We start from the raw sequence: 19,636 nt of genomic DNA, 5'->3' as shown, positions 1-19,636 counted from the left end.
CCTCTCGGCGGGTTTGCTTCTGGCTGCTTCGTTGCTACTCGAACCCGATGACCTCTGAGCTAGAAGCTCAGTGGGTCTCGGGACGGAGGACCTTGGTCCGGAGGACCGACTCGTTCAGGTTGAGCTGGCGGTCGAGCTCCTTGACGACCGCAGGCTCGGCCTGCAGGTCGATGACCGAGTAGATGCCCTCGGGCTTCTTCTTGATCTCGTAGGCGAGACGACGACGGCCCCAGGTGTCGACCTTCTCGACCTTTCCGTTGCCCTCACGGACGACGGAGAGGAAGTTCTCGATCAGCGGGGAGACAGCGCGCTCCTCGAGATCGGGGTCGAGGATGACCATCACCTCGTAGTGACGCATGTGGAACCCACCTCCTTTGGACTCAGCGGCCACGGTCGTTCCGTGGCAGGAGGGTCGTGATGCGTAAGCAACGGTATCCGCCACCACTGACAGACCCCCTCGGCGAGCGAGGAGCGCTGTCGGGGATCCCGGAGGGACCTGGGCAGACACCGGCGCAGCTGTACAGAGTACCCGCACATCGGCTTGCGGTTGAAATTCCCCGGAGAGGGGACGCAATCTGTACACAACGGATGTGGGCGGCGCCGGGACGCGCCGCCTTCCGGTAGCCACGCCAGGAGGTGCCCCATGGCACAGGCAATGCGACGCGACCCCGGCCACTCCCTCTTCGCGACCGACGGCAAGCCCCACCCGCTCCAGGACGCGCTGATGGGCGTCACACTGGCCCTGGGGATCCTCTCCTTCGTGACGGCGCAGTTCCACAACCTGCACCTGTTGAGTTCCTGGGCGGGTCTGATCGGCATCCTGACCGGCGCGTACGGCCAGTTCATCTCCGTGACGACACGCGAACGCTTCCTGATGATCATCGGGCTCGGCGCCTCGGCGGTCGGCTTCTACCTCGGAATGGCGTACGGCGGCCTCTTCGGCTGAGAACGACCGCGCGTCGGCGCAGACACACCCATTCGGGGCGCTCCTCGGTCACAGTAGGCTTCGGCGCGAGAGCCGGAGCCCCTGACCGATGGGGACACACCTGCCGAGGAGCGCCCCGCATGAGCCTGACCCTGAGGACCATCAGCCGTGAGCAGCATCTGGCATTCATCCAGAGCCAGCCCGCCGCGAGCCACTGCCAGGTCCCGGCATGGGCTGATGTGAAGACCGAGTGGCGCTCGGAGAACCTCGGTTGGTTCGACAAGTCCGGCGAACTCGTCGGCGCCGGCCTGGTGCTCTACCGCCAGCTGCCGAAGATCAAGCGCTACCTCGCCTACCTGCCCGAGGGGCCGGTCATCAACTGGTACGCGCCCAACCTCGACGACTGGCTGCAGCCGATGCTGGCGCACCTCAAGCAGCAGGGCGCCTTCTCGGTGAAGATGGGCCCGCCGGTGGTCATCCGCCGCTGGGACTCGGCCGCCATCAAGGCCGGCATCCAGGACCCGGACGTCAAGCGCCTCAAGGACGTCGAGGCCACCCACATCGAGCCGCGCGCCTTCGAGGTCGCGGACCGGCTGCGGAAGATGGGCTGGCAGCAGGGCGAGGACGGCGGCGCCGGCTTCGGCGACGTGCAGCCCCGCTACGTCTTCCAGGTCCCGCTCGCGAACCGCTCGCTCGACGACGTCCTCAAGGGCTTCAACCAGCTGTGGCGCCGCAACATCAAGAAGGCCGAGAAGGCCGGCGTCGAGGTCGTCCAGGGCGGCTACGAGGACCTGGCCGAGTGGCAGCGGCTGTACGAGATCACGGCCGTCCGCGACCACTTCCGGCCGCGCCCGCTCTCGTACTTCCAGCGCATGTGGACCGTCCTCAACAACGAGGACCCCAACCGCATGCGGCTCTACTTCGCCCGTCACAACGGGGTGAACCTCTCCGCCGCGACCATGCTCGTCGTCGGCGGGCACGTCTGGTACTCCTACGGCGCCTCCGACAACATCGGCCGTGAGGTCCGCCCCTCGAACGCGATGCAGTGGCGGATGCTGCGCGACGCGTACGCCATGGGCGCGACCGTCTACGACCTGCGGGGCATCTCGGACTCGCTCGACGAGACCGACCACCTCTTCGGACTCATCCAGTTCAAGGTGGGCACGGGCGGCGAGGCCGTCGAGTACGTCGGCGAGTGGGACTTCCCGCTGAACAAGCTGCTGCACAAGGCGCTCGACATCTACATGTCGCGCCGCTGACCGTTCCGTAGGCTTCGTACTCGTACACACCTCTGACCCACCGCTGCCATCAGAAAGGTTCCGGGCCGGCCATGGCGCTCTCCCTCTACGTCGACACCGCTCGCTGGCGGGCGCACCAGAAGACCGTCATCGACCAGTTCCCGGGGCTCATCCCGGTGTGCAAGGGCAACGGGTACGGCTTCGGACACGAGCGGCTCGCGGACGAGGCGGCCCGGTTCGGTGCCGACATGCTCGCCGTGGGCACCACGTACGAAGCCGCGAAGATCAAGGACTGGTTCGGTGGCGACCTGCTGGTCCTCACCCCCTTCCGCCGGGGTGAGGAACCGGTTCCGCTGCCCGACCGGGTGATCCGTTCCGTGTCGTCGGTGGACGGCGTCCACGCCCTGGTGGGCGCCCGGGTCGTGATCGAGTGCATGAGCTCGATGAAGCGGCACGGCGTGCGCGAGGAGGAGCTCCAGCAGCTCCACGCCGCCATCGAGGACGTCCGTCTGGAGGGTTTCGCCCTCCACCTGCCCCTGGACCGCCCGGACGGCACCGACGCGGTCGAGGAGGTCATCGCCTGGATGGACCGGCTGCGGGCCGCCCGGCTGCCGCTGCACACCATGTTCGTCAGCCACCTGCGGGCCGAGGAGCAGGCCCGGCTGCAGCAGCAGTTCCCGCAGACCCGCTTCCGCGCCCGGATCGGCACCCGGCTGTGGCTGGGCGACCACGAGGCCACGGAGTACCGGGGCGCCGTCCTCGACGTGACCCGGGTCGCCAAGGGCGACCGGTTCGGTTACCGCCAGCAGAAGGCCGCGTCGGACGGCTGGCTGGTCGTCGTGGCCGGCGGCACCTCCCACGGTGTGGGCCTGGAGGCCCCGAAGGCGATGCACGGCGTCATGCCGCGCGCCAAGGGCGTCGCCCGGGCGGGCCTCGCCACCGTCAACCGGAACCTCTCGCCCTTCGTCTGGAGCGGGAAGCAGCGCTGGTTCGCCGAGCCGCCGCACATGCAGGTGTCGATCCTGTTCGTGCCGGCCGACGCCCAGGAGCCCCGGGTGGGCGACGAGCTCGTGGCGCACCTGCGCCACACCACGACGCAGTTCGACCGCCTCGTCGAGCGCTGAGCCGACCGGAGGCAGCACCCGGCGGAGCCCGCCGAAACGCATCACCCCCGGGAGTCCTGCTCCCGGGGGTGATCGCCGTGCGCGTGTCGCCGTGCCTATTCGGGGGCGGCCCAGGGGTCGTCGACGATGCCCCAGCGGACCCGCTGGCCCTCCTCCACGGCCGGGGCGGCGTGCCGGGCCGGGTGGGCCGCCCTGCCCATGACGACGACGTCCCCGGCGCCGTCCAGGACGCCCCCGGAGGGGTCGTCCGCGCCGTCCTGCCGGATCGGGTCCTTCTCGGGCGCCAGGACGTCGCGGACGACCATCGCGCAGAGGTACAGCGTGCCGAGCAGGTGCAGGACGATCGCGAATTGGTAGCCGTCCACCGGCAGGCCCTGCTTCTCGCCGCCGGACGTGAACGCCAGGTACATCCAGATGCCGACGAAGTACATGACCTCGCAGGCCTGCCAGACCAGGAAGTCGCGCCAGCGCGGCCGGGCGAGCGCGGCCAGCGGGACCAGCCACAGGACGTACTGCGGCGAGTAGACCTTGTTCGTCAGGACGAAGGCGGCGACGACCAGGAAGGCCAGCTGGGCGAAGCGCGGCCTGCGGGGCGCCGTGAGCGCCAGGAACACGAGGCCCGCCACCGCCACCGCCATCAGCAGCAGCGCGTACAGATTGGCCCGGCCCGGCGTGATCACGTCACCCGTCCGCTGGCTGACCAGCAACCAGATCGAACCGAAGTCGACGTTCCGGTCCCGGCTGAAGAGGTAGAACTGCTTCCACCCCTCCGGCGCGAGCAGCATCACGGGCAGGTTCACGACCAGCCAGGACCCCAGGAAGCCGAGCACCGCGGTCCCGTAGGACCGCCACTTCCCGGCCCGCCAGCAGAGCAGCAGCAGCGGACAGAGCAGCAGTATCGGATAGAACTTGGCGGCGGTGGCCAGGCCCAGCAGGATCCCGAAGGCCAGCGGCCGGCTCCGCGACCACATCAGGACGGCGGCGGCGGTCAGCGCGACGGCCAGCATGTCCCAGTTGATCGTGGCGGTGAGCGCGACCGAGGGCGCGAGGGCGACCAGCAGGCCGTCCCAGGGGCGCAGCCGGTGCGTCCGGGCCACACAGACCACCAGGACGGCCGCGCACACCATCAGCATGCCGGCGTTGACCAGCCAGTACGCCTGCTCCTGTTGGGTGGTGTCGCCGCCGCCGGGCGTCAGCCAGGCCGCGACCTCCATGAAGAGGCCCGTCAGGACGGGGTACTCCAGGAACGGTATGTCGCCGCCCAGCCGGTCGAAGTACGGGACCAGGCCCTCCGCGAAGCCCCGCCCGACGAAGAGGTGCGGGATGTCCGAGTAGCAGGCGTGGGTGTACTGGGAGGTCGTTCCGCGGAACCAGGCCCAGTTGTAGCAGGGCAGCTTCTGCACCATGCCGAGGGCGTACATGCCGAGGGCCACGAGTGCGATCACCCGCACCGGCGTCAGCTGCCCGGTGCCGGCCGCCGCCCGGCGTCCGTAGGGGCCGCCGATCAGTTCGCTGCCCGCGGCGGCCACCTCGTCCCGGTGGGTGGGGATGACCGTCTGCGAGCGCTCCCGCGGCGCGCTCGACTTCTGGAGGCTCGGCATGGGGGACATCCTGCCGTACGTGCCCGGGAAAACGGCGGGAGCCGCCGTGTCCGGTCCGTACGGAAGGTACGGAGCGGACGCGGCGGCTCCCGGGCGTGCTCGGATCATCCGCGCGGGGCGCGGGGATCAGGGGACCCAGGTCCCGTCCCCGGGTTTGTTGCCGTTGCCGTTGCCGCCGGTGGTGGTGTCCGTCGGCGAGTCCGTCGGCGTCGGCGACTCGGTGGTGGGTGGCGTGGTGGTGGGCTCCCCGGTGTTGCCGCCCGTGCCTCCCGGGTGGTGGCAGTTCCAGTCGAAGACGTCACAGGTCGTCTTGCCCGGCTTCGGCGTCTTGGTCGGCGTCGGCGGGGGAGTCGTCGTCGGGGTGGTCGGGGGAGTCGTCGTCGGCGTCGCCGACTCGGTGGGCGTCTGGGTGGCCGTCGGGGTCGGCGTCGGGCTCTGGGCGCCGCCGCCGAAGACGGGCTTGGCGCCCTCCAGCTTCTCCGGCTTCGGGAAGTCCTCGACGGGCATGTCCGCCACGGCGTCCGCCATGTAGGCCTGCCAGATCCGCGAGGGGAACGACGAACCGTGGATGACCGGCTGGTCACCCGTGCCGTACATCTTCTCGAACTTGCGGCCTTCCTTGGTCTCGTCGTCGTCGAAGCGGTACATGTCGATCGCGGTCGCCAGCTGCTTCGTGTAGCCCACGAACCAGGCCGACATGTTGTCGTCGGTCGTACCGGTCTTGCCGGCCACCGGGCGGCCCGGGATCCGGGCCTTGGTGCCGGTGCCCCGGTCGTCGTCCACGACGGACCGGAGCACGTCGGTGACGTTGTTGGCGATGGCCGGGCTGAAGGCCGACTTGGGCTTGCCCTCGTGCTTGTTGATGACGACGCCGCTCCGCTTGACCTTCTCCACGGAGTACGGGTCGTTCTGCTCGCCCTCGTTGGCGAAGGTGGCGTACGCACCGGCCATGCGGATGGCGCTCGGGCTGGAGACGCCGAGGGAGAAGGAGGGGAACTCACCCTTGACGAGGGACTCCTCGCGGAGGCCGGCCCTCATGGCCGCGTCCCGGACCTTGTCGATGCCCACGTCCATGCCGAGCTGCACGTACGGCGAGTTGGCGGACTTGATCATGGCGTAGCGCAGGGAGATGGGGCCGTAGCTGGCGTTCTCGTCGTTGCTCTGCTTCCACTCGTCGCCGTTGTCGTCCCGCCAGATCTCGCCGTTGTACTTGCGGATCGTCAGGTCGTCCTTGCCGTTGTAGAGGCTCTTGTCCGGATCGAGGATCGTGCGCTCGGACGCGTCCTGGTCCGGGCCGAGCCTCTCGTCCCGGACGCCGTCCTTCATCGCGGCGGCGAGCACGAAGGGCTTGAACGTCGAACCGACCTGGGCACCGGTGCTGTCGGCGTTGCTCCGGAAGTGCTTGGTGGCGTCGACGCCACCGTAGAGGGCCACGATCTTCCCGGTCTCCGTGTCGACGGAGGCACCGCCGAACTGGACGTGCGTGTCCGTCTTCGGCCGCTTCTTCGGGTCGATGTTCTCCTTGATGACCTTCTTGATCGTGGCTTCCATCTTGTCCACCTTCTTCTTGTCGAAGGTGGTGTAGATCTCGTAGCCGCCGCGCTGCAGCTGCTGCTCGGTGATCCCGAACTGGTTCTTCATGTTCTGGTCGGCGGTGCTGACCAGGTAGCCGATCTGACCGCTCAGGTTGGCGCTCTTCCGGGGCGGCTGGACCTTGGGGAAGGTGGTGTACTTCGCCCGCTCCGCGGCCGAGATGTGCCCGTCCTTCTGCATCTCGTCGAGGATCCAGCTCCACCGCTTGGTGGCCCGCTCGGTGTTCGCCTTGGCCGAGGCGTTGGGGTCGATCTCGGGGTAACCGGCGGGGTCGTAGTACGTCGCGCCCTTCAGCACCGCGGCGAGCAGCGCCGACTCGCTGGCGTTGAGCTTCCCGACGTCCTTGTTGAAGTAGGCGCGGGCCGCCGCCTGGATACCGTACGCACCACGCCCGTAGTACGAGGTGTTCAGGTAGCCCGCCATGACCACGTCCTTGTCGACCTCGTTGCCGACCTTCATGGAGATGAAGAGTTCCTTCACCTTCCGGGTGACGGTCTGCGACTGGTCGTCCAGGCGGTTGTTCTTCACGTACTGCTGGGTGATGGTCGAACCACCCTGGGTCTCGCCGCCCTTGGCCATGTTCCACACGGCGCGGGCGATGCCCATGGGGTCGACGCCGGAGTCGTCCCAGAAGGTCTTGTTCTCCGCCGAGATCACCGCGTTCTGCATGGACTTCGGGATGTCCGCGAACTGGACGATCTGGCGGTTGGTGCCACTGCCCGTCGCGACCATGCGGGACCCGTCGGCCCAGTAGTAGATGTTGTTCTGCGAGGTCGCGGTGTCGGCCTCGTTGGGGATGTCCACCTGCGAGTACGCGATCGCGGCAGCGCCCATCAGACTCGCCGCGAAGAACAGGAACGTGCCCGTCACGAGCTTCCACGACGGCATCCAGCGACGCCAGCCGTACTTGTTGTGGCGCGGGTAGTCGATGATCCGCTTCTTGCCCGGCGGACGACCGCCGCCACCACCGCGGCCCGGACCGCCACCACGACCGCCGCCACCGCCACCGCGCCGGCCCCCACCGGGGCCGGCGGGGCCACCGGGACCGGCATCGGCTCCCTTGCGGCGGCTGCCGCGCTGGGCGGCCCGCCGGGCCTCCGCGCGCCCGCCGTAGGGACGCTGCTCCTCTCCATGGGAGGAGGGGGGTCCGTACGAGGCCGAAGGGGCCTCCGTACCGACGTCATGGGCCGGGGCCGACCTGCGGCCCATCGGCTGCTGGGCAGCGCGCCGTGCCGCCGCGCGACCACCCGTCGGCGGCTGCTGCGGCGGCATTTTGCGACGATGCTCGCTCATCGAACGACTACTCCTCGGGCAGGCGCGTACGCCTGGAAGCGGCAGTTGAGTTCCGGTCCCCCCGAAATGCGCACGCGGGAACCCCATCGGAGGCCCCCCCGTGTCGCAGCCGGTCACCCGCAGCACTGACGTCCCACGGTGCCGCTCGGTTCCCGGTGATCTGCATGCCGCACAGACTACGCACGGCCAAAACCCGCCTGGAGCCGGAGTTCACCCCAAATCAGGCAAGTCGACCGCCGCGAATCGATGATGTGACGCCGGTCACGGTGGTCCCGCTTGTCGAGACAGGGAGGCCGTTCTATCGTGCTGATGTATCGAGTCGATACATCAGCACGGCATAAGGGCCCCGAAGGCGGAGGAGGAGGCGACGGATGAGCAGACGCTCCGGCATCCTCGAGTTCGCCGTTCTCGGCCTGCTGCGCGAGGCCCCCATGCACGGGTACGAGCTGCGGAAGCGCCTCAACACCTCACTGGGCGTCTTCCGGGCCTTCAGCTACGGGACGCTGTACCCCTGCCTCAAGACGCTGGTCGCCAACGGCTGGTTGATCGAGGAACCGGGCAGCGCCCCCGAGGAGGCCCTCGCCGCGTCGCTCGCGGGACGCCGGGCCAAGATCGTCTACCGGCTGACCCCGGCGGGCAAGGAGCACTTCGAGGAGCTCCTCTCCCACACCGGCCCGGACACCTGGGAGGACGAGCACTTCGCGGCACGCTTCGCCTTCTTCGGACAGACCGAGCGCGAGGTGCGGATGCGCGTGCTGGAGGGCCGCCGCAGCCGGCTGGAAGAGCGCCTGGAGAAGATGCGCGCCTCCCTGGTCCGGACCCGCGAGCGCCTGGACGACTACACGCTTGAGCTGCAGCGCCACGGCATGGAGTCCGTGGAGCGCGAAGTGCGCTGGCTGAACGAGCTCATCGAGAGCGAGCGGGCGGGGCGGGATCAGCGATCCGGCCCGGACGCCCCCGCTCGGCACGACAACGATTCTGGAGAAACGGGCGGCCTGCCCCGGCACGGGGGCAGTACCCGGCCGGATCCGTCCGACGACACCGCCAAGTGAAACCCTGCGCACAGCAGGGCTTCCACGATCACACAGGGAGCAACCGGAATGGGTTCGGTTCGCGTAGCCATCGTCGGCGTGGGCAACTGCGCCGCCTCGCTGGTGCAGGGCGTCGAGTACTACAAGGACGCCGACCCGGCGACCAAGGTGCCCGGCCTGATGCACGTCCAGTTCGGCGACTACCACGTCGGTGACGTCGAGTTCGTCGCCGCCTTCGACGTCGATGCGAAGAAGGTCGGCCTCGACCTCTCCGACGCCATCGGCGCCAGCGAGAACAACACCATCAAGATCTGCGACGTCCCGAACAAGGGCGTCACGGTCCAGCGCGGTCACACGCTCGACGGTCTCGGCAAGTACTACCGCCTGACCATCGAGGAGTCCGCCGAGGAGCCCGTCGACGTCGTCCAGATCCTCAAGGACCGCCAGGTCGACGTCCTCGTCTGCTACCTGCCCGTCGGCTCCGAGGACGCGGCGAAGTTCTACGCCCAGTGCGCCATCGACGCCAAGGTCGCCTTCGTCAACGCCCTTCCGGTCTTCATCGCCGGCACCAAGGAGTGGGCCGACAAGTTCACCGAGGCGGGCGTCCCGATCGTCGGCGACGACATCAAGTCGCAGGTCGGCGCGACCATCACGCACCGCGTGATGGCGAAGCTGTTCGAGGACCGCGGTGTCCGCCTTGAGCGCACGATGCAGCTCAACGTCGGCGGCAACATGGACTTCAAGAACATGCTGGAGCGCGACCGCCTCGAGTCCAAGAAGATCTCGAAGACGCAGGCCGTCACCTCGCAGATCCCGGACCGCGAGCTGGGCGAGAAGAACGTCCACATCGGCCCCTCGGACTACGTGGCCTGGCTGGACGACCGCAAGTGGGCGTACGTCCGCCTGGAGGGCCGCGCGTTCGGCGACGTCCCGCTGAACCTGGAGTACAAGCTCGAGGTGTGGGACTCCCCGAACTCGGCGGGTGTCATCATCGACGCCCTGCGTGCCGCGAAGATCGCCAAGGACCGCGGCATCGGCGGCCCGATCCTCTCCGCCTCCTCGTACTTCATGAAGTCCCCGCCGGTGCAGTACTTCGACGACGAGGCCCTGGCCAACGTCGAGAAGTTCATCAAGGGTGAGGTCGAGCGCTAAAGCGCCGCACGCTTGTCGATCGAGGGTCCCCGAGGCACTGCCCGGGGGCCCTCGTCGTATGTGAGTCTTGCTGCCATGTCCGTCGTACGTGATCTGCGCGTACTCCTGCGCCTGAGGAACTTCCGCCGTCTGCTCGCCGTCCGGCTGCTCTCCCAGTGCTCCGACGGCGTCTACCAGGTGGCCCTGGCCACGTACGTCGTCTTCTCCCCCGAGAAACAGACCTCACCCGGCGCGATCGCCTCCGCCATGGCGGTGCTCCTGCTCCCGTACTCGCTCGTCGGGCCCTTCGCCGGGGTGCTCCTCGACCGATGGCAGCGCCGCCAGGTCTTCCTGTACGGCAACCTCCTGCGCGCCCTGCTGGCCTGCGGGACCGCCCTCCTCGTCCTCGCCTCCGTACCGGACTGGCTCTTCTACGCCTCCGCCCTCTCCGTCACCGCCGTCAACCGGTTCGTCCTGGCAGGGCTCTCCGCCTCGCTCCCCCGTGTCGTCGACGAAGAGCGGCTCGTGATGGCGAACTCGCTCTCGCCCACCGCCGGCACCCTCGCCGCGACCATCGGCGGCGGCCTCGCGTTCGGCGTCCGGCTCCTCGCCGACGAATCCGATGCGGTCGTCGTGGCCTTCGGCGCCGTCCTCTACCTCTGTGCCGCCCTCGCCTCCCTGCGGATGTCCCGGGAGCTCCTCGGACCCGATGCCGGCCCCGCACCCCGGTCCCTCGGCCCGGCACTGAAGTCGACGGCCCACGGACTGGCCGCGGGGGTGCGGCACCTCGCCGAACGACGCCCCGCCGCCCGGGCACTCGTCGCGGTGTCCCTCATGCGCTTCTGTTACGGCGCCCTGCTCGTCACCGTGCTCATGCTCTCCCGCTACTCCTGGAGCTCCACCGACTCCGACGGCCTCGCCCTCCTCGGACTCGCCGTCGCCACGTCCGGCGCCGGCTTCTTCGCGGCCGCCGTCCTCTCGCCCTGGGCGGTCGGGCGGTTCGGGCCCTTCGGCTGGATGACCGTGTGCACGGCTGCGGCCGCCGTCCTCGTCCCGGCCCTCGGGCTGCCCTTCACCCCGACTCCCTTCCTCGTCGCCGCCTTCGTCCTCGGCCTCATCACCCAGGGGGCCAAGATCGCGACCGACACGGTGGTCCAGACGGCCGTGGCCGACTCCTATCGAGGCAGGGTCTTCTCCCTCTACGACGTGCTGTTCAACATCGCCTTCGTGGGGGCGGCGGGAGTCGCGGCGCTGATGCTGCCGCCCGACGGCCGCTCACCCCTACTGGTCGTGCTGGTGGCCGTGATCTACGCGGTGATCGCCGTGGCCTTGCACCGGGAAAGCCGGAAGGGGTGGTGTTTCACGTGAAACACCACCCCTTCCAGAGCATCGAGCGGATCCGTGTTTCACGTGAAACACGGGCCCGTCCGGGCGCAGTCCCGACTCAGCCGCGCGCTGCCCACCACTCCTTGAGCGCGGCGACGGCCCGGTCGTGCTCCATCGGCCCGTTCTCGAGCCGGAGTTCCAGCAGGAACTTGTACGCCTGGCCGATCGCCGGCCCCGGTGCGATGCCCAGGATGTCCTGGATCTGGTTGCCGTCGAGGTCGGGCCGGATCGCGTCCAGCTCCTCCTGCTCCTGGAGCTGGGCGATGCGGTCCTCAAGGCCGTCGTAGGCGCGGGAGAGCGCACTCGCCTTGCGCTTGTTGCGCGTGGTGCAGTCCGAGCGGGTCAGCTTGTGCAGCCGCGAGAGCAGCGGACCGGCGTCACGGACGTAGCGCCGCACGGCCGAATCGGTCCACTCACCGGTGCCGTAACCGTGGAAGCGGAGGTGCAGCTCCACGAGACGGGAGACGTCCTTGATCATCTCGTTGGAGTACTTGAGCGCGGTCATGCGCTTCTTGGTCATCTTCGCGCCGACCACCTCGTGGTGGTGGAAGGAGACCCGGCCGTCCTTCTCGAAGCGGCGCGTGCGCGGCTTGCCGATGTCATGGAGCAGGGCGGCGAGGCGCAGCACCAGGTCGGGCCCGTCCTCCTCCAGGTCGATCGCCTGGTCGAGCACGGTCAGCGAGTGCTCGTAGACGTCCTTGTGCCGGTGGTGCTCATCACTCTCCAGACGCAGCGACGGCAGCTCGGGCAGCACGTACTCGGCGAGGCCCGTGTCCACGAGGAGTCCGAGGCCCTTCCGCGGGTGCGCCGAGAGCAGCAGCTTGTTGAGTTCCTCACGGATGCGCTCGGCGGAGACGATCTCGATCCGGCCCGACATCTCCCTCATGGCCGCCACGACCTCGGGAGCGACCTCGAAGTCCAGCTGCGCGGCGAACCGGGCGGCCCGCATCATGCGCAGGGGGTCGTCGGAGAAGGACTCCTCCGGCGTGCCCGGCGTGCGCAGCACCCGTGCGGCCAGGTCCTCGAGACCGCCGTACGGGTCGATGAACTCCTTCTCGGGGAGGGCCACGGCCATGGCGTTGACGGTGAAGTCACGCCGGACGAGGTCCTCGTCGATGGAGTCGCCGTAGGAGACCTCGGGCTTCCGGGAGGTCCGGTCGTACGCCTCCGAGCGGTACGTGGTGACCTCGATCTGAAAGCGCTGAACAGCGTCTCCGACGCGGGCGTCCTTCTGGCAGCCGACGGTCCCGAAGGCGATGCCGACCTCCCACACCGCGTCGGCCCACGGGCGGACGATCTTCAGCACGTCCTCGGGGCGGGCGTCGGTGGTGAAGTCCAGGTCGTTGCCGAGCCGGCCGAGCAGCGCGTCCCGCACCGAGCCGCCGACCAGCGCGAGGCTGAACCCGGCCTCCTGGAAGCGGCGCGCGAGGTCGTCGGCGGCGGGGGACACACGCAGCAGTTCACTGACCGCGCGGCGTTGCACCTGGCTCAGTGCAGTCGGGGTGTCTTCGTTGGCGTTCGGCACAACAGAAAAGGGTACGTGCCCCGGCTCACCGCGATGTCCTCGTTTTCCGCCGGGCGAGGACCCCCGGCGTCCGCTCCCCGCCGGCCGGGGGCGTGCGGTGGTGCCAGCGGCGGCGAGTCGAAGATCGGGTCGAAGATCGGCTGGAGCACTCCCCGGCACTTGCCCACGGCGTGCCTCGTTACCATGCCTGGACACAGCAACCGGGAACCACCGACACCACTGGCACCACAGACAACGACGAGGACGGGCGAGGCGTGGCCGAGGCGGCAGACATCCAGGGAACCGGTGCCTCACCCGCCCGCCGATGGCTGCGGCGCACGATCACCGTCGCCTTCGGGGCGCCGCTCCTCGCCGGCCTGCTCCAGGCCCCGGTCGTCGCCGCTCCGACGGCCGCCGCCGAGGACGGCGTCGGTTCCAGGACCGTGGATGTGTCACTCGACACGCTGGCCCCGAACGCTCCCGTCGCGGGCGACACCGTCACCGTCACCGGCACGGTGACCAACCGGGGCAAGAAGACCGTCACCGGCGCTACCGTGAACCTGCGCGTCGGACCGAGGATGACGAGCCGCAGCGAGATCGAGCAGATCACGGGGCGCACGGGTTTCCGGAAGGACAGCGACCCCGCTCCCCTCGAGGACGCCCCCACCGTCAAGATCCCCCGGCTGGGGGCCGGTCTCAGCACCGACTTCTCGCTGTCCGTGCCCGTCTCCGAGCTCGGGCTCGACGAGGAGGGCGTCTACCAGCTGGGTGTCTCCCTCACCGGACAGACCTCGGACCGGCAGTACGACCGGGTGCTCGGCATCGAGCGGACCTTCCTGCCGTACCAGCCGGAGGCCACCGAGAAGAAGACCCAGCTCACCTACCTCTGGCCGCTGATCGCCTCGTCGCACGTCTCGGCGCAGACGGCCACGGACGACCAGCAGACCCCGGTGTTCGAGGACGACCAGCTGGCGGCCGAGCTGCGTCCGGGCGGGCGCCTGGACCAGATGGTCACGCTGGGCAAGGACCTGCCGGTCACCTGGGTGGTCGACCCGGACCTGCTGGCCTCCGTCGACGCCATGGCGAACGGCTACCGCGTCAAGGACGGCGACCTGGACGTCCCCGGCAAGAACCAGGCCGTCGCCGAGCGGTGGCTGGACGCGCTGGAGAAGGCGGTCCAGGGGCACAAGGTCGTCGCCCTGCCCTTCGCGGACCCCGACCTGGCCTCGCTGGCCCACCGGGGCAAGGACGTCCCCGGCTCCCTCGGGCACCTCCAGTCGGCGACCGCCCTGGCGGGCATGACGGTGGAGACCGTCCTCCACGTGCAGGCGTCCACCGACTTCGCCTGGCCCGCCGACGGAGCCGTGGACCCCTCCATCACGGCGGTCGCGACCTCGGCCGGCGCCGACAAGGTGATCGCCCGGAGCGACAGCGTCCGCGACGACCTCCCCTACACGCCCACGGCCGCCCGCCCCTTCGGCAACGGCAGCACCACGGCCGTGGTGAGCGACGCGCTCCTGTCCACCGCCTTCGGTGGGGACATGGTCCGCGCGGAGACCTCCACGCTCGCGGTCCAGGAGTTCCTCGCCCAGTCCCTGGCGATCACCCTGGAGCAGCCGGAGGACCAGCGCAGCATCGTGGTCGCCCCGCAGCGGGTGCCGACCGGTGCCCAGGCACAGGCCATGGCGACCGCCCTGAAGGGCCTCTCCGGCCGGCGCTGGACCCAGCCGAGCGACCTCCTCGCCGCCGCGGCGGCCAAGCCGGACCCGGACGCCTCCACCGCGGTGCCGAGCAGCTCCCGCTACCCGAAGGAACTGCGCGACCGGGAGCTTCCGGTCCAGGCCTTCCGCGACATGAAGACCACCCGGGACGAGCTGGACGACTTCAAGGTCGTCCTGACCCAGCCGGAACGCGTCGTGACGCCGTTCGGCAACGCGATCAACCGCGAGATGTCGACCTCCTGGCGCGGTGAGGCCCGGGCGGCCGCGATCTACCGGAACAACGTCCTGGACTACCTCCAGACCCTCACCAAGGGCGTCCAGCTCGTCGACAAGTCGGACCTCACGCTCTCCGGCCGCAGCGCGACGATCCCCGTGACCGTCCAGAACAAGCTGCTCCAGGGCGTGGACAACCTGGTGCTGCGCCTCACCTCCGCCAACAAGAACCGGCTGGAGGTGGACGGCGACAGGTACGCCGAGCTCCCGGTGAAGGTCGGCGGCGGACACAGCCAGTCGGTGAAGTTCCCCGCCTCGGCGAACGTCAACGGCCAGGTGCCGATGACGGCCCAGCTCTACACCGAGGACGGCACCCCGTACGGGCAGCCGATGAACTTCACCGTGAAGGTCTCCGAGATCACCCCCACGGTGATGCTCGTGATCGCCGGCGGTGTCCTCCTCCTCGTCCTCGCCGGCGTGCGCATGTACAGCCAGCGCAAGCGGGTGGCCGCCCGGACCGCCGAGGCCGAGGCCGTCGAGACCGCCGAGGACGACACCGCTTCGGAGCCCGGTCGGGACGGGCCCGGCGAAGGGAAGTCCCACCGGGACGAACCCGTGCAGCCGAGTGACCCGACACCGGACACCGGACCCGAAAGCGGGGACCCGTCGGGCCAGGGTGAGAAAGTGGACCGTTGAGCGATGTCGTGGCCGGTCGGCCGGGGACGATGAGGTGGGGTAATCCATGAACGCGCCGTACGACGGTGACCGCGGCCAGGGCGCGGACGGTCCCGCGCCGTCCGGTGGGACGCCCGCGGTGCCTCCCGGTGCCGGCCACCCGCCGGTCCCGCCCCCGCAGGGCCAGGATCCCTACACGCAGAACCCGCAGGGCCAGGCCCCCTACGCACAGAACCCCCAGGGCCAGGGCCCCTACGCACAGAACCCTCACGGCCGGGGCTCCGACGCGCAGGACCCGCAGGGCCAGGACCTGTACGCCCAGGACCCCTACGTCCAGGACGCCTACGCCCACGACCCCTACCGGGCGCAGGACATGTCCGCGCAGGACCCGGTGACCGAGGCGCTCTACGACCGCGCCGCGCACCCGCCGCCCCCGCCCGGCACCTACCAGGACCCGCACGCGCTCTACCAGCAGCCCGCCGCGCCGCAGCACGCCCCCGACCCCCGGGTGTGGGCGCAGACGCCGGCGCCCGAGCCGGACGGGCCCTCGCGCCACCTGCCGTACGGCGACGACGCGCGCACGGTCCAGTTCACCGGGGTCGACGACCTGGTGACCCGGGCCGGTGAGGAGGCGCCCGAGCCGGACGCGTTCGCGCACCTCTACCGGGACCAGCAGGCGCCGGGCCAGGTGCCCACGCCCACTCCGGAGCCGGACCCCCTGCCCGCGCCCGCCCCCAAGAAGTCCGGCCGTGCCTCCGGACTGCTGAAGTCGAGCGCGGTGATGGCGGCCGGCACCCTGGTCTCCCGGTTGACCGGCTTCGTCCGCAGCCTGGTGATCACCGGCGCGCTCGGCGCGGCCCTGCTCGGCGACACCTTCACCATCGCCTACACCCTGCCGACGATGATCTACATCCTCACCGTCGGCGGCGGCCTCAACTCGGTCTTCGTCCCCCAGCTCGTCCGCTCGATGAAGAACGACGAGGACGGCGGCGAGGCCTACGCCAACCGTCTGCTCACCCTGGTCATGGTGGCGCTCGGCCTCATCGTGGCCCTGGCCGTCTTCGCGGCGCCACTGCTGATCCGGCTGATGTCGAACACCATCGCCGACGACGCCGCCGCCAACAGCGTGGCGGTGACCTTCGCCCGCTACTGCCTGCCCACGATCTTCTTCATGGGCGTGCACGTGGTGATGGGCCAGATCCTCAACGCCCGCGGCAAGTTCGGCGCGATGATGTGGACCCCGGTCCTCAACAACATCGTCATGATCGTCACCTTCGGCCTGTTCATCTGGGTCTACGGCACCTCCGCCGAGTCCCACATGGGCGTGCAGACCATTCCGGACGAGGGCATCCGCCTGCTCGGCATCGGCACCCTGCTCGGCCTCGTCGTCCAGGCCCTGGCGATGATCCCGTACCTGCGCGAGACGGGCTTCCGTTTCCGTCCCCGCTTCGACTGGAAGGGCCACGGGCTCGGCAAGACGGTCAAGCTGGCCAAGTGGACCGTCCTCTTCGTCCTCGCCAACCAGGCGGGCGTCCTGGTCGTCACCCAGCTCGCCACCGCCGCCGGCGAGGAGTCCGGGAAGAACGGCGCGGGCTTCCTCGCCTACTCCAACGCCCAGCTGATCTGGGGCATGCCGCAGGCCATCATCACGGTCTCCGTCATGGCCGCGCTGCTGCCGCGGATCTCCCGCGCCGCCCACGACGACGACCCCGGCGCCGTCCGCGACGACATCTCGCAGGGCCTGCGGAACTCGGCCGTCGCGATCGTCCCGGTCTCCTTCGCCTTCCTGGCGCTCGGTGTCCCGATGTGCACCCTGCTCTACGCCTCCAGCGGCATCGAGGCGGCCCAGGGCATGGGCTTCATCCTGATGGCCTTCGGCCTCGGCCTGATCCCCTACTCCGTGCAGTACGTCGTGCTCCGCGGCTTCTACGCCTACGAGGACACCCGGACGCCCTTCTACAACACGGTGATCGTCGCCGCGGTCAACGCGGCCGCCTCGGCGATCTGCTACGTCGTCCTGCCCGCCCAGTGGGCGGTCGTCGGCATGGCCGCCTCGTACGGGCTCGCCTACGCCGTCGGCGTCGGCATCGCGTGGCGCCGGCTCAGCAAGCGCCTGGGCGGCGACCTGGACGGCACCCACGTGCTGCGGACCTACGCACGGCTCTGCATGGCCTCCGTGCCCGCCGCGATCGTCGCCGGCGCCGTCGGTTTCGGTCTGCTGAAGCTCCTGGGCGAGGGCGCCCTGGGCTCGCTCGCCGCCCTCGTGGTCGGCGGAGCGGTGCTCCTCGGCGTCTTCTTCGTCGCGGCGAAGCGCATGCGGATCGCGGAGCTCAACAGCCTGGTCGGTATGGTCCGCGGACGTCTGGGACGCTGAACCGCAGGTCCCGCACAACCATCGGCGGGGGCCGCGTGTCGTGCATAGCGTCCGACTGTGGGCACAATTGGCTTGGCTGTTGGATGTGGCGCAATGGATGGGGAGGCAGGAACGACGGTGGCGGAACGTAGCACGGCTGCCGTCGACGTGGCCGACAACAGCGGTGACGACCCGCTGACCGCCAAGGCGGACACGGCCGCGACCGACGGGGTGGCGGAAGACCAGAAGACGGCGGAGAAGTCCGCCGAGGCCACGGAGAACAAGGCGGTCGAACGACAGGGCGGCGAACAGCCCCTCATCACGGCACCCGAACTGCACAGCGGTCACAAGCTGGCCAGGCGCTACCGGCTGGAGGAGTGCGTCACCCGTCTGGACGGGTTCAGCAGCTGGCGCGCCGTCGACGAGAAGCTGCGCCGCGCGGTCGGGGTCCACCTGTTGCCGGCCGACCACCCCCGGGCCCGGTCGGTCCTGGCCGCGGCCCGCTCCTCGGCCCTCCTCGGCGACCCCCGGTTCGTCCAGGTCCTCGACGCCGTCGAGGAGAACGACCTCGTGTACGTCGTGCACGAGTGGCTGCCCGACTCCACCGAGCTGACCGCGCTGCTCGCGACCGGCCCCCTGGAGCCCCACGACGCGTACCAGCTCGTCAGCCAGGTCTCCCAGGCCATGGCCGCCGCCCACCGCGAGGGCCTCGCCCACCTCCGACTCACCCCGAGCGCGGTGCTGCGCAGCTCCACCGGCCAGTACCGGATCCGCGGCCTGGCCGTGAACGCCGCCCTGCGCGGCATCACCGCCGAGCGTCCGCAGCGCAGCGACACCGAGGCCATCGGCGCCCTGCTGTACGCCGCGCTCACCCAGCGCTGGCCGTACGAGAACGACGCCCACGGCCTCTCCGGCCTCCCCAAGGGCGTCGGCCTGCTCCCGCCCGACCAGGTGCGGGCGGGCGTCCACCGCGGCCTCTCGGAGATCGCCATGCGCGCCCTGGCGAACGACGGGGCCACCGCCTCGCGCCAGGAACCGCCCTGCACCACCCCGGACGAGCTGGCCAAGGCCGTGGCGGCGATGCCCCGCGTCAGGCCGCCGGAGCCGGAGTTCACCGCCCCGCCCGAATACCAGCACACGACGTACCAGCAGGGCACCTACGGACGCCCCCAGCCGCGTCCCCCGGTCCCCCAGCCGATCGTCGTCCCTCCGGCCCCGCTGGAGAGCCGTACGGGCAAGGCGCTGAAGTGGGCCGTCTCGGCGCTGCTGATCGCCGCGCTCGGCCTCGGCAGCTGGCAGATCGCGGACCGGCTGCTCGCACCGGAGGGCAAGGACGAGACGCCGATAGTGCACCCGTCGGCCGACGACAAGCCCGCGCCGTCGAAGCCGATCGCCATCTCGTCCGCCCAGGACTTCGACCCGCCCCCCGGGGGCAACGGCGAGGAGTACCCGGAGACCGTGGCGAACGCCTTCGACGGTGATCCGAGCACCTTCTGGCACACCAAGAACTACACCACCGAGAAGTTCGGCAATCTGAAGAGCGGCGTCGGGGTCGTGCTCGACCTGGGCTCGGCCCAGAAGGTCGGCTCGGTCGACCTGTCGTTCGTCGGATCCACCTCGGTGGAGATCCGCACGGCGCCCGCCGATGCCTCCTCGGCGCCGTCCACGGCAGAAGGATTCACCACTCAGGCGTCCAAAACGGGCAGCGACATGAAGGTGAAGCTCATCAAGCCGGCCACGACCCGCTACGTTCTGGTCTGGCTGACGGAGCTGCCCCTCACGGACGGCGAGTTCCGCGGCCAGCTGACCGAAGTCAAGGTCATGAGCTGACGACCACAGGGGAGGGGG

13 protein-coding genes are annotated in these 19,636 nt (G+C 69.9%); 9 read left to right on the top strand and 4 right to left on the bottom strand.

The annotated features are described in order from the left end of the window. Positions 1-67: 67 nt before the first annotated feature. The gene (gene rpsF, locus ACZ66Z_RS24795; RefSeq protein ID WP_015034882.1) at positions 68-358 is read right to left on the bottom strand and encodes a 30S ribosomal protein S6; all 291 of its coding nucleotides are present in this window, start codon (positions 356-358) and stop codon (positions 68-70) included. A gap of 285 nt (positions 359-643) precedes the next feature. Here rpsF and ACZ66Z_RS24790 point away from each other — a divergent pair, with 285 nt between their 5' ends. The 3 genes from ACZ66Z_RS24790 (at position 644) to ACZ66Z_RS24780 (ending at position 3,287) form a co-directional block, all read left to right on the top strand. After that, on the top strand, positions 644-946 hold the full coding sequence (locus ACZ66Z_RS24790) for a hypothetical protein (protein ID WP_469937410.1): 303 nt from the start codon (positions 644-646) through the stop codon (positions 944-946). A 119-nt stretch (positions 947-1,065) separates the two neighbouring features. Next, on the top strand, positions 1,066-2,184 hold the full coding sequence (locus tag ACZ66Z_RS24785; RefSeq protein ID WP_030685738.1) for a lipid II:glycine glycyltransferase FemX: 1,119 nt from the start codon (positions 1,066-1,068) through the stop codon (positions 2,182-2,184). A gap of 71 nt (positions 2,185-2,255) precedes the next feature. After that, a complete protein-coding gene (locus ACZ66Z_RS24780) occupies positions 2,256-3,287 on the top strand; it encodes an alanine racemase (RefSeq protein ID WP_469937408.1) in 1,032 nt (343 codons plus the stop codon). 95 nt (positions 3,288-3,382) lie between these two features. On the opposite strand, the gene ACZ66Z_RS24775 is transcribed toward ACZ66Z_RS24780, so the two are convergent. Further along, positions 3,383-4,888 (bottom strand): glycosyltransferase family 87 protein, encoded by a 1,506-nt coding sequence (locus ACZ66Z_RS24775; RefSeq protein WP_469937406.1) that lies wholly within the window; start codon positions 4,886-4,888, stop codon positions 3,383-3,385. 126 nt (positions 4,889-5,014) lie between these two features. Beyond that, on the bottom strand, positions 5,015-7,774 hold the full coding sequence (locus ACZ66Z_RS24770) for a transglycosylase domain-containing protein (RefSeq protein ID WP_469937404.1): 2,760 nt from the start codon (positions 7,772-7,774) through the stop codon (positions 5,015-5,017). Positions 7,775-8,145: 371 nt separating this feature from the next. On the opposite strand from ACZ66Z_RS24770, the gene ACZ66Z_RS24765 reads away from it, so the two are divergent. From ACZ66Z_RS24765 to ACZ66Z_RS24755, 3 genes are all read left to right on the top strand, one after another. Further along, a complete protein-coding gene (locus ACZ66Z_RS24765; RefSeq protein WP_469937402.1) occupies positions 8,146-8,826 on the top strand; it encodes a PadR family transcriptional regulator in 681 nt (226 codons plus the stop codon). Between the two features lie 48 nt (positions 8,827-8,874). Next, positions 8,875-9,957, top strand: a complete 1,083-nt coding sequence (locus tag ACZ66Z_RS24760) for an inositol-3-phosphate synthase (protein ID WP_351176442.1) — start codon at positions 8,875-8,877, stop codon at positions 9,955-9,957. A gap of 75 nt (positions 9,958-10,032) precedes the next feature. Next, positions 10,033-11,304, top strand: coding sequence for an MFS transporter (locus tag ACZ66Z_RS24755; RefSeq protein WP_469937400.1), 1,272 nt, complete (start codon positions 10,033-10,035; stop codon positions 11,302-11,304). Between the two features lie 76 nt (positions 11,305-11,380). Here ACZ66Z_RS24755 and ACZ66Z_RS24750 read toward each other — a convergent pair whose 3' ends face one another. After that, entirely contained in the window at positions 11,381-12,847 is a 1,467-nt protein-coding gene (locus ACZ66Z_RS24750; RefSeq protein ID WP_469937398.1) for a CCA tRNA nucleotidyltransferase, read from the bottom strand. A gap of 254 nt (positions 12,848-13,101) precedes the next feature. Here ACZ66Z_RS24750 and ACZ66Z_RS24745 point away from each other — a divergent pair, with 254 nt between their 5' ends. The 3 genes from ACZ66Z_RS24745 to ACZ66Z_RS24735 all read left to right on the top strand — a co-directional run bounded on the left by ACZ66Z_RS24745 (position 13,102) and on the right by ACZ66Z_RS24735 (position 19,618). After that, positions 13,102-15,456, top strand: coding sequence for a DUF6049 family protein (locus ACZ66Z_RS24745; RefSeq protein ID WP_469937396.1), 2,355 nt, complete (start codon positions 13,102-13,104; stop codon positions 15,454-15,456). A 46-nt stretch (positions 15,457-15,502) separates the two neighbouring features. Next, positions 15,503-17,809 (top strand): murein biosynthesis integral membrane protein MurJ, encoded by a 2,307-nt coding sequence (gene murJ, locus ACZ66Z_RS24740; RefSeq protein WP_469937394.1) that lies wholly within the window; start codon positions 15,503-15,505, stop codon positions 17,807-17,809. Positions 17,810-17,926: 117 nt separating this feature from the next. Beyond that, complete coding sequence (locus ACZ66Z_RS24735) at positions 17,927-19,618, top strand: protein kinase family protein (protein WP_469937392.1); 1,692 nt, start codon at positions 17,927-17,929, stop codon at positions 19,616-19,618. Positions 19,619-19,636 lie beyond the last annotated feature (18 nt).

It is taken from the genome of Streptomyces sp. NPDC107498 (genome assembly GCF_055582805.1).
The sequence above is the reverse complement of the archived record's forward strand: the minus strand, read 5'-3'. Positions and strand labels throughout refer to the sequence as shown.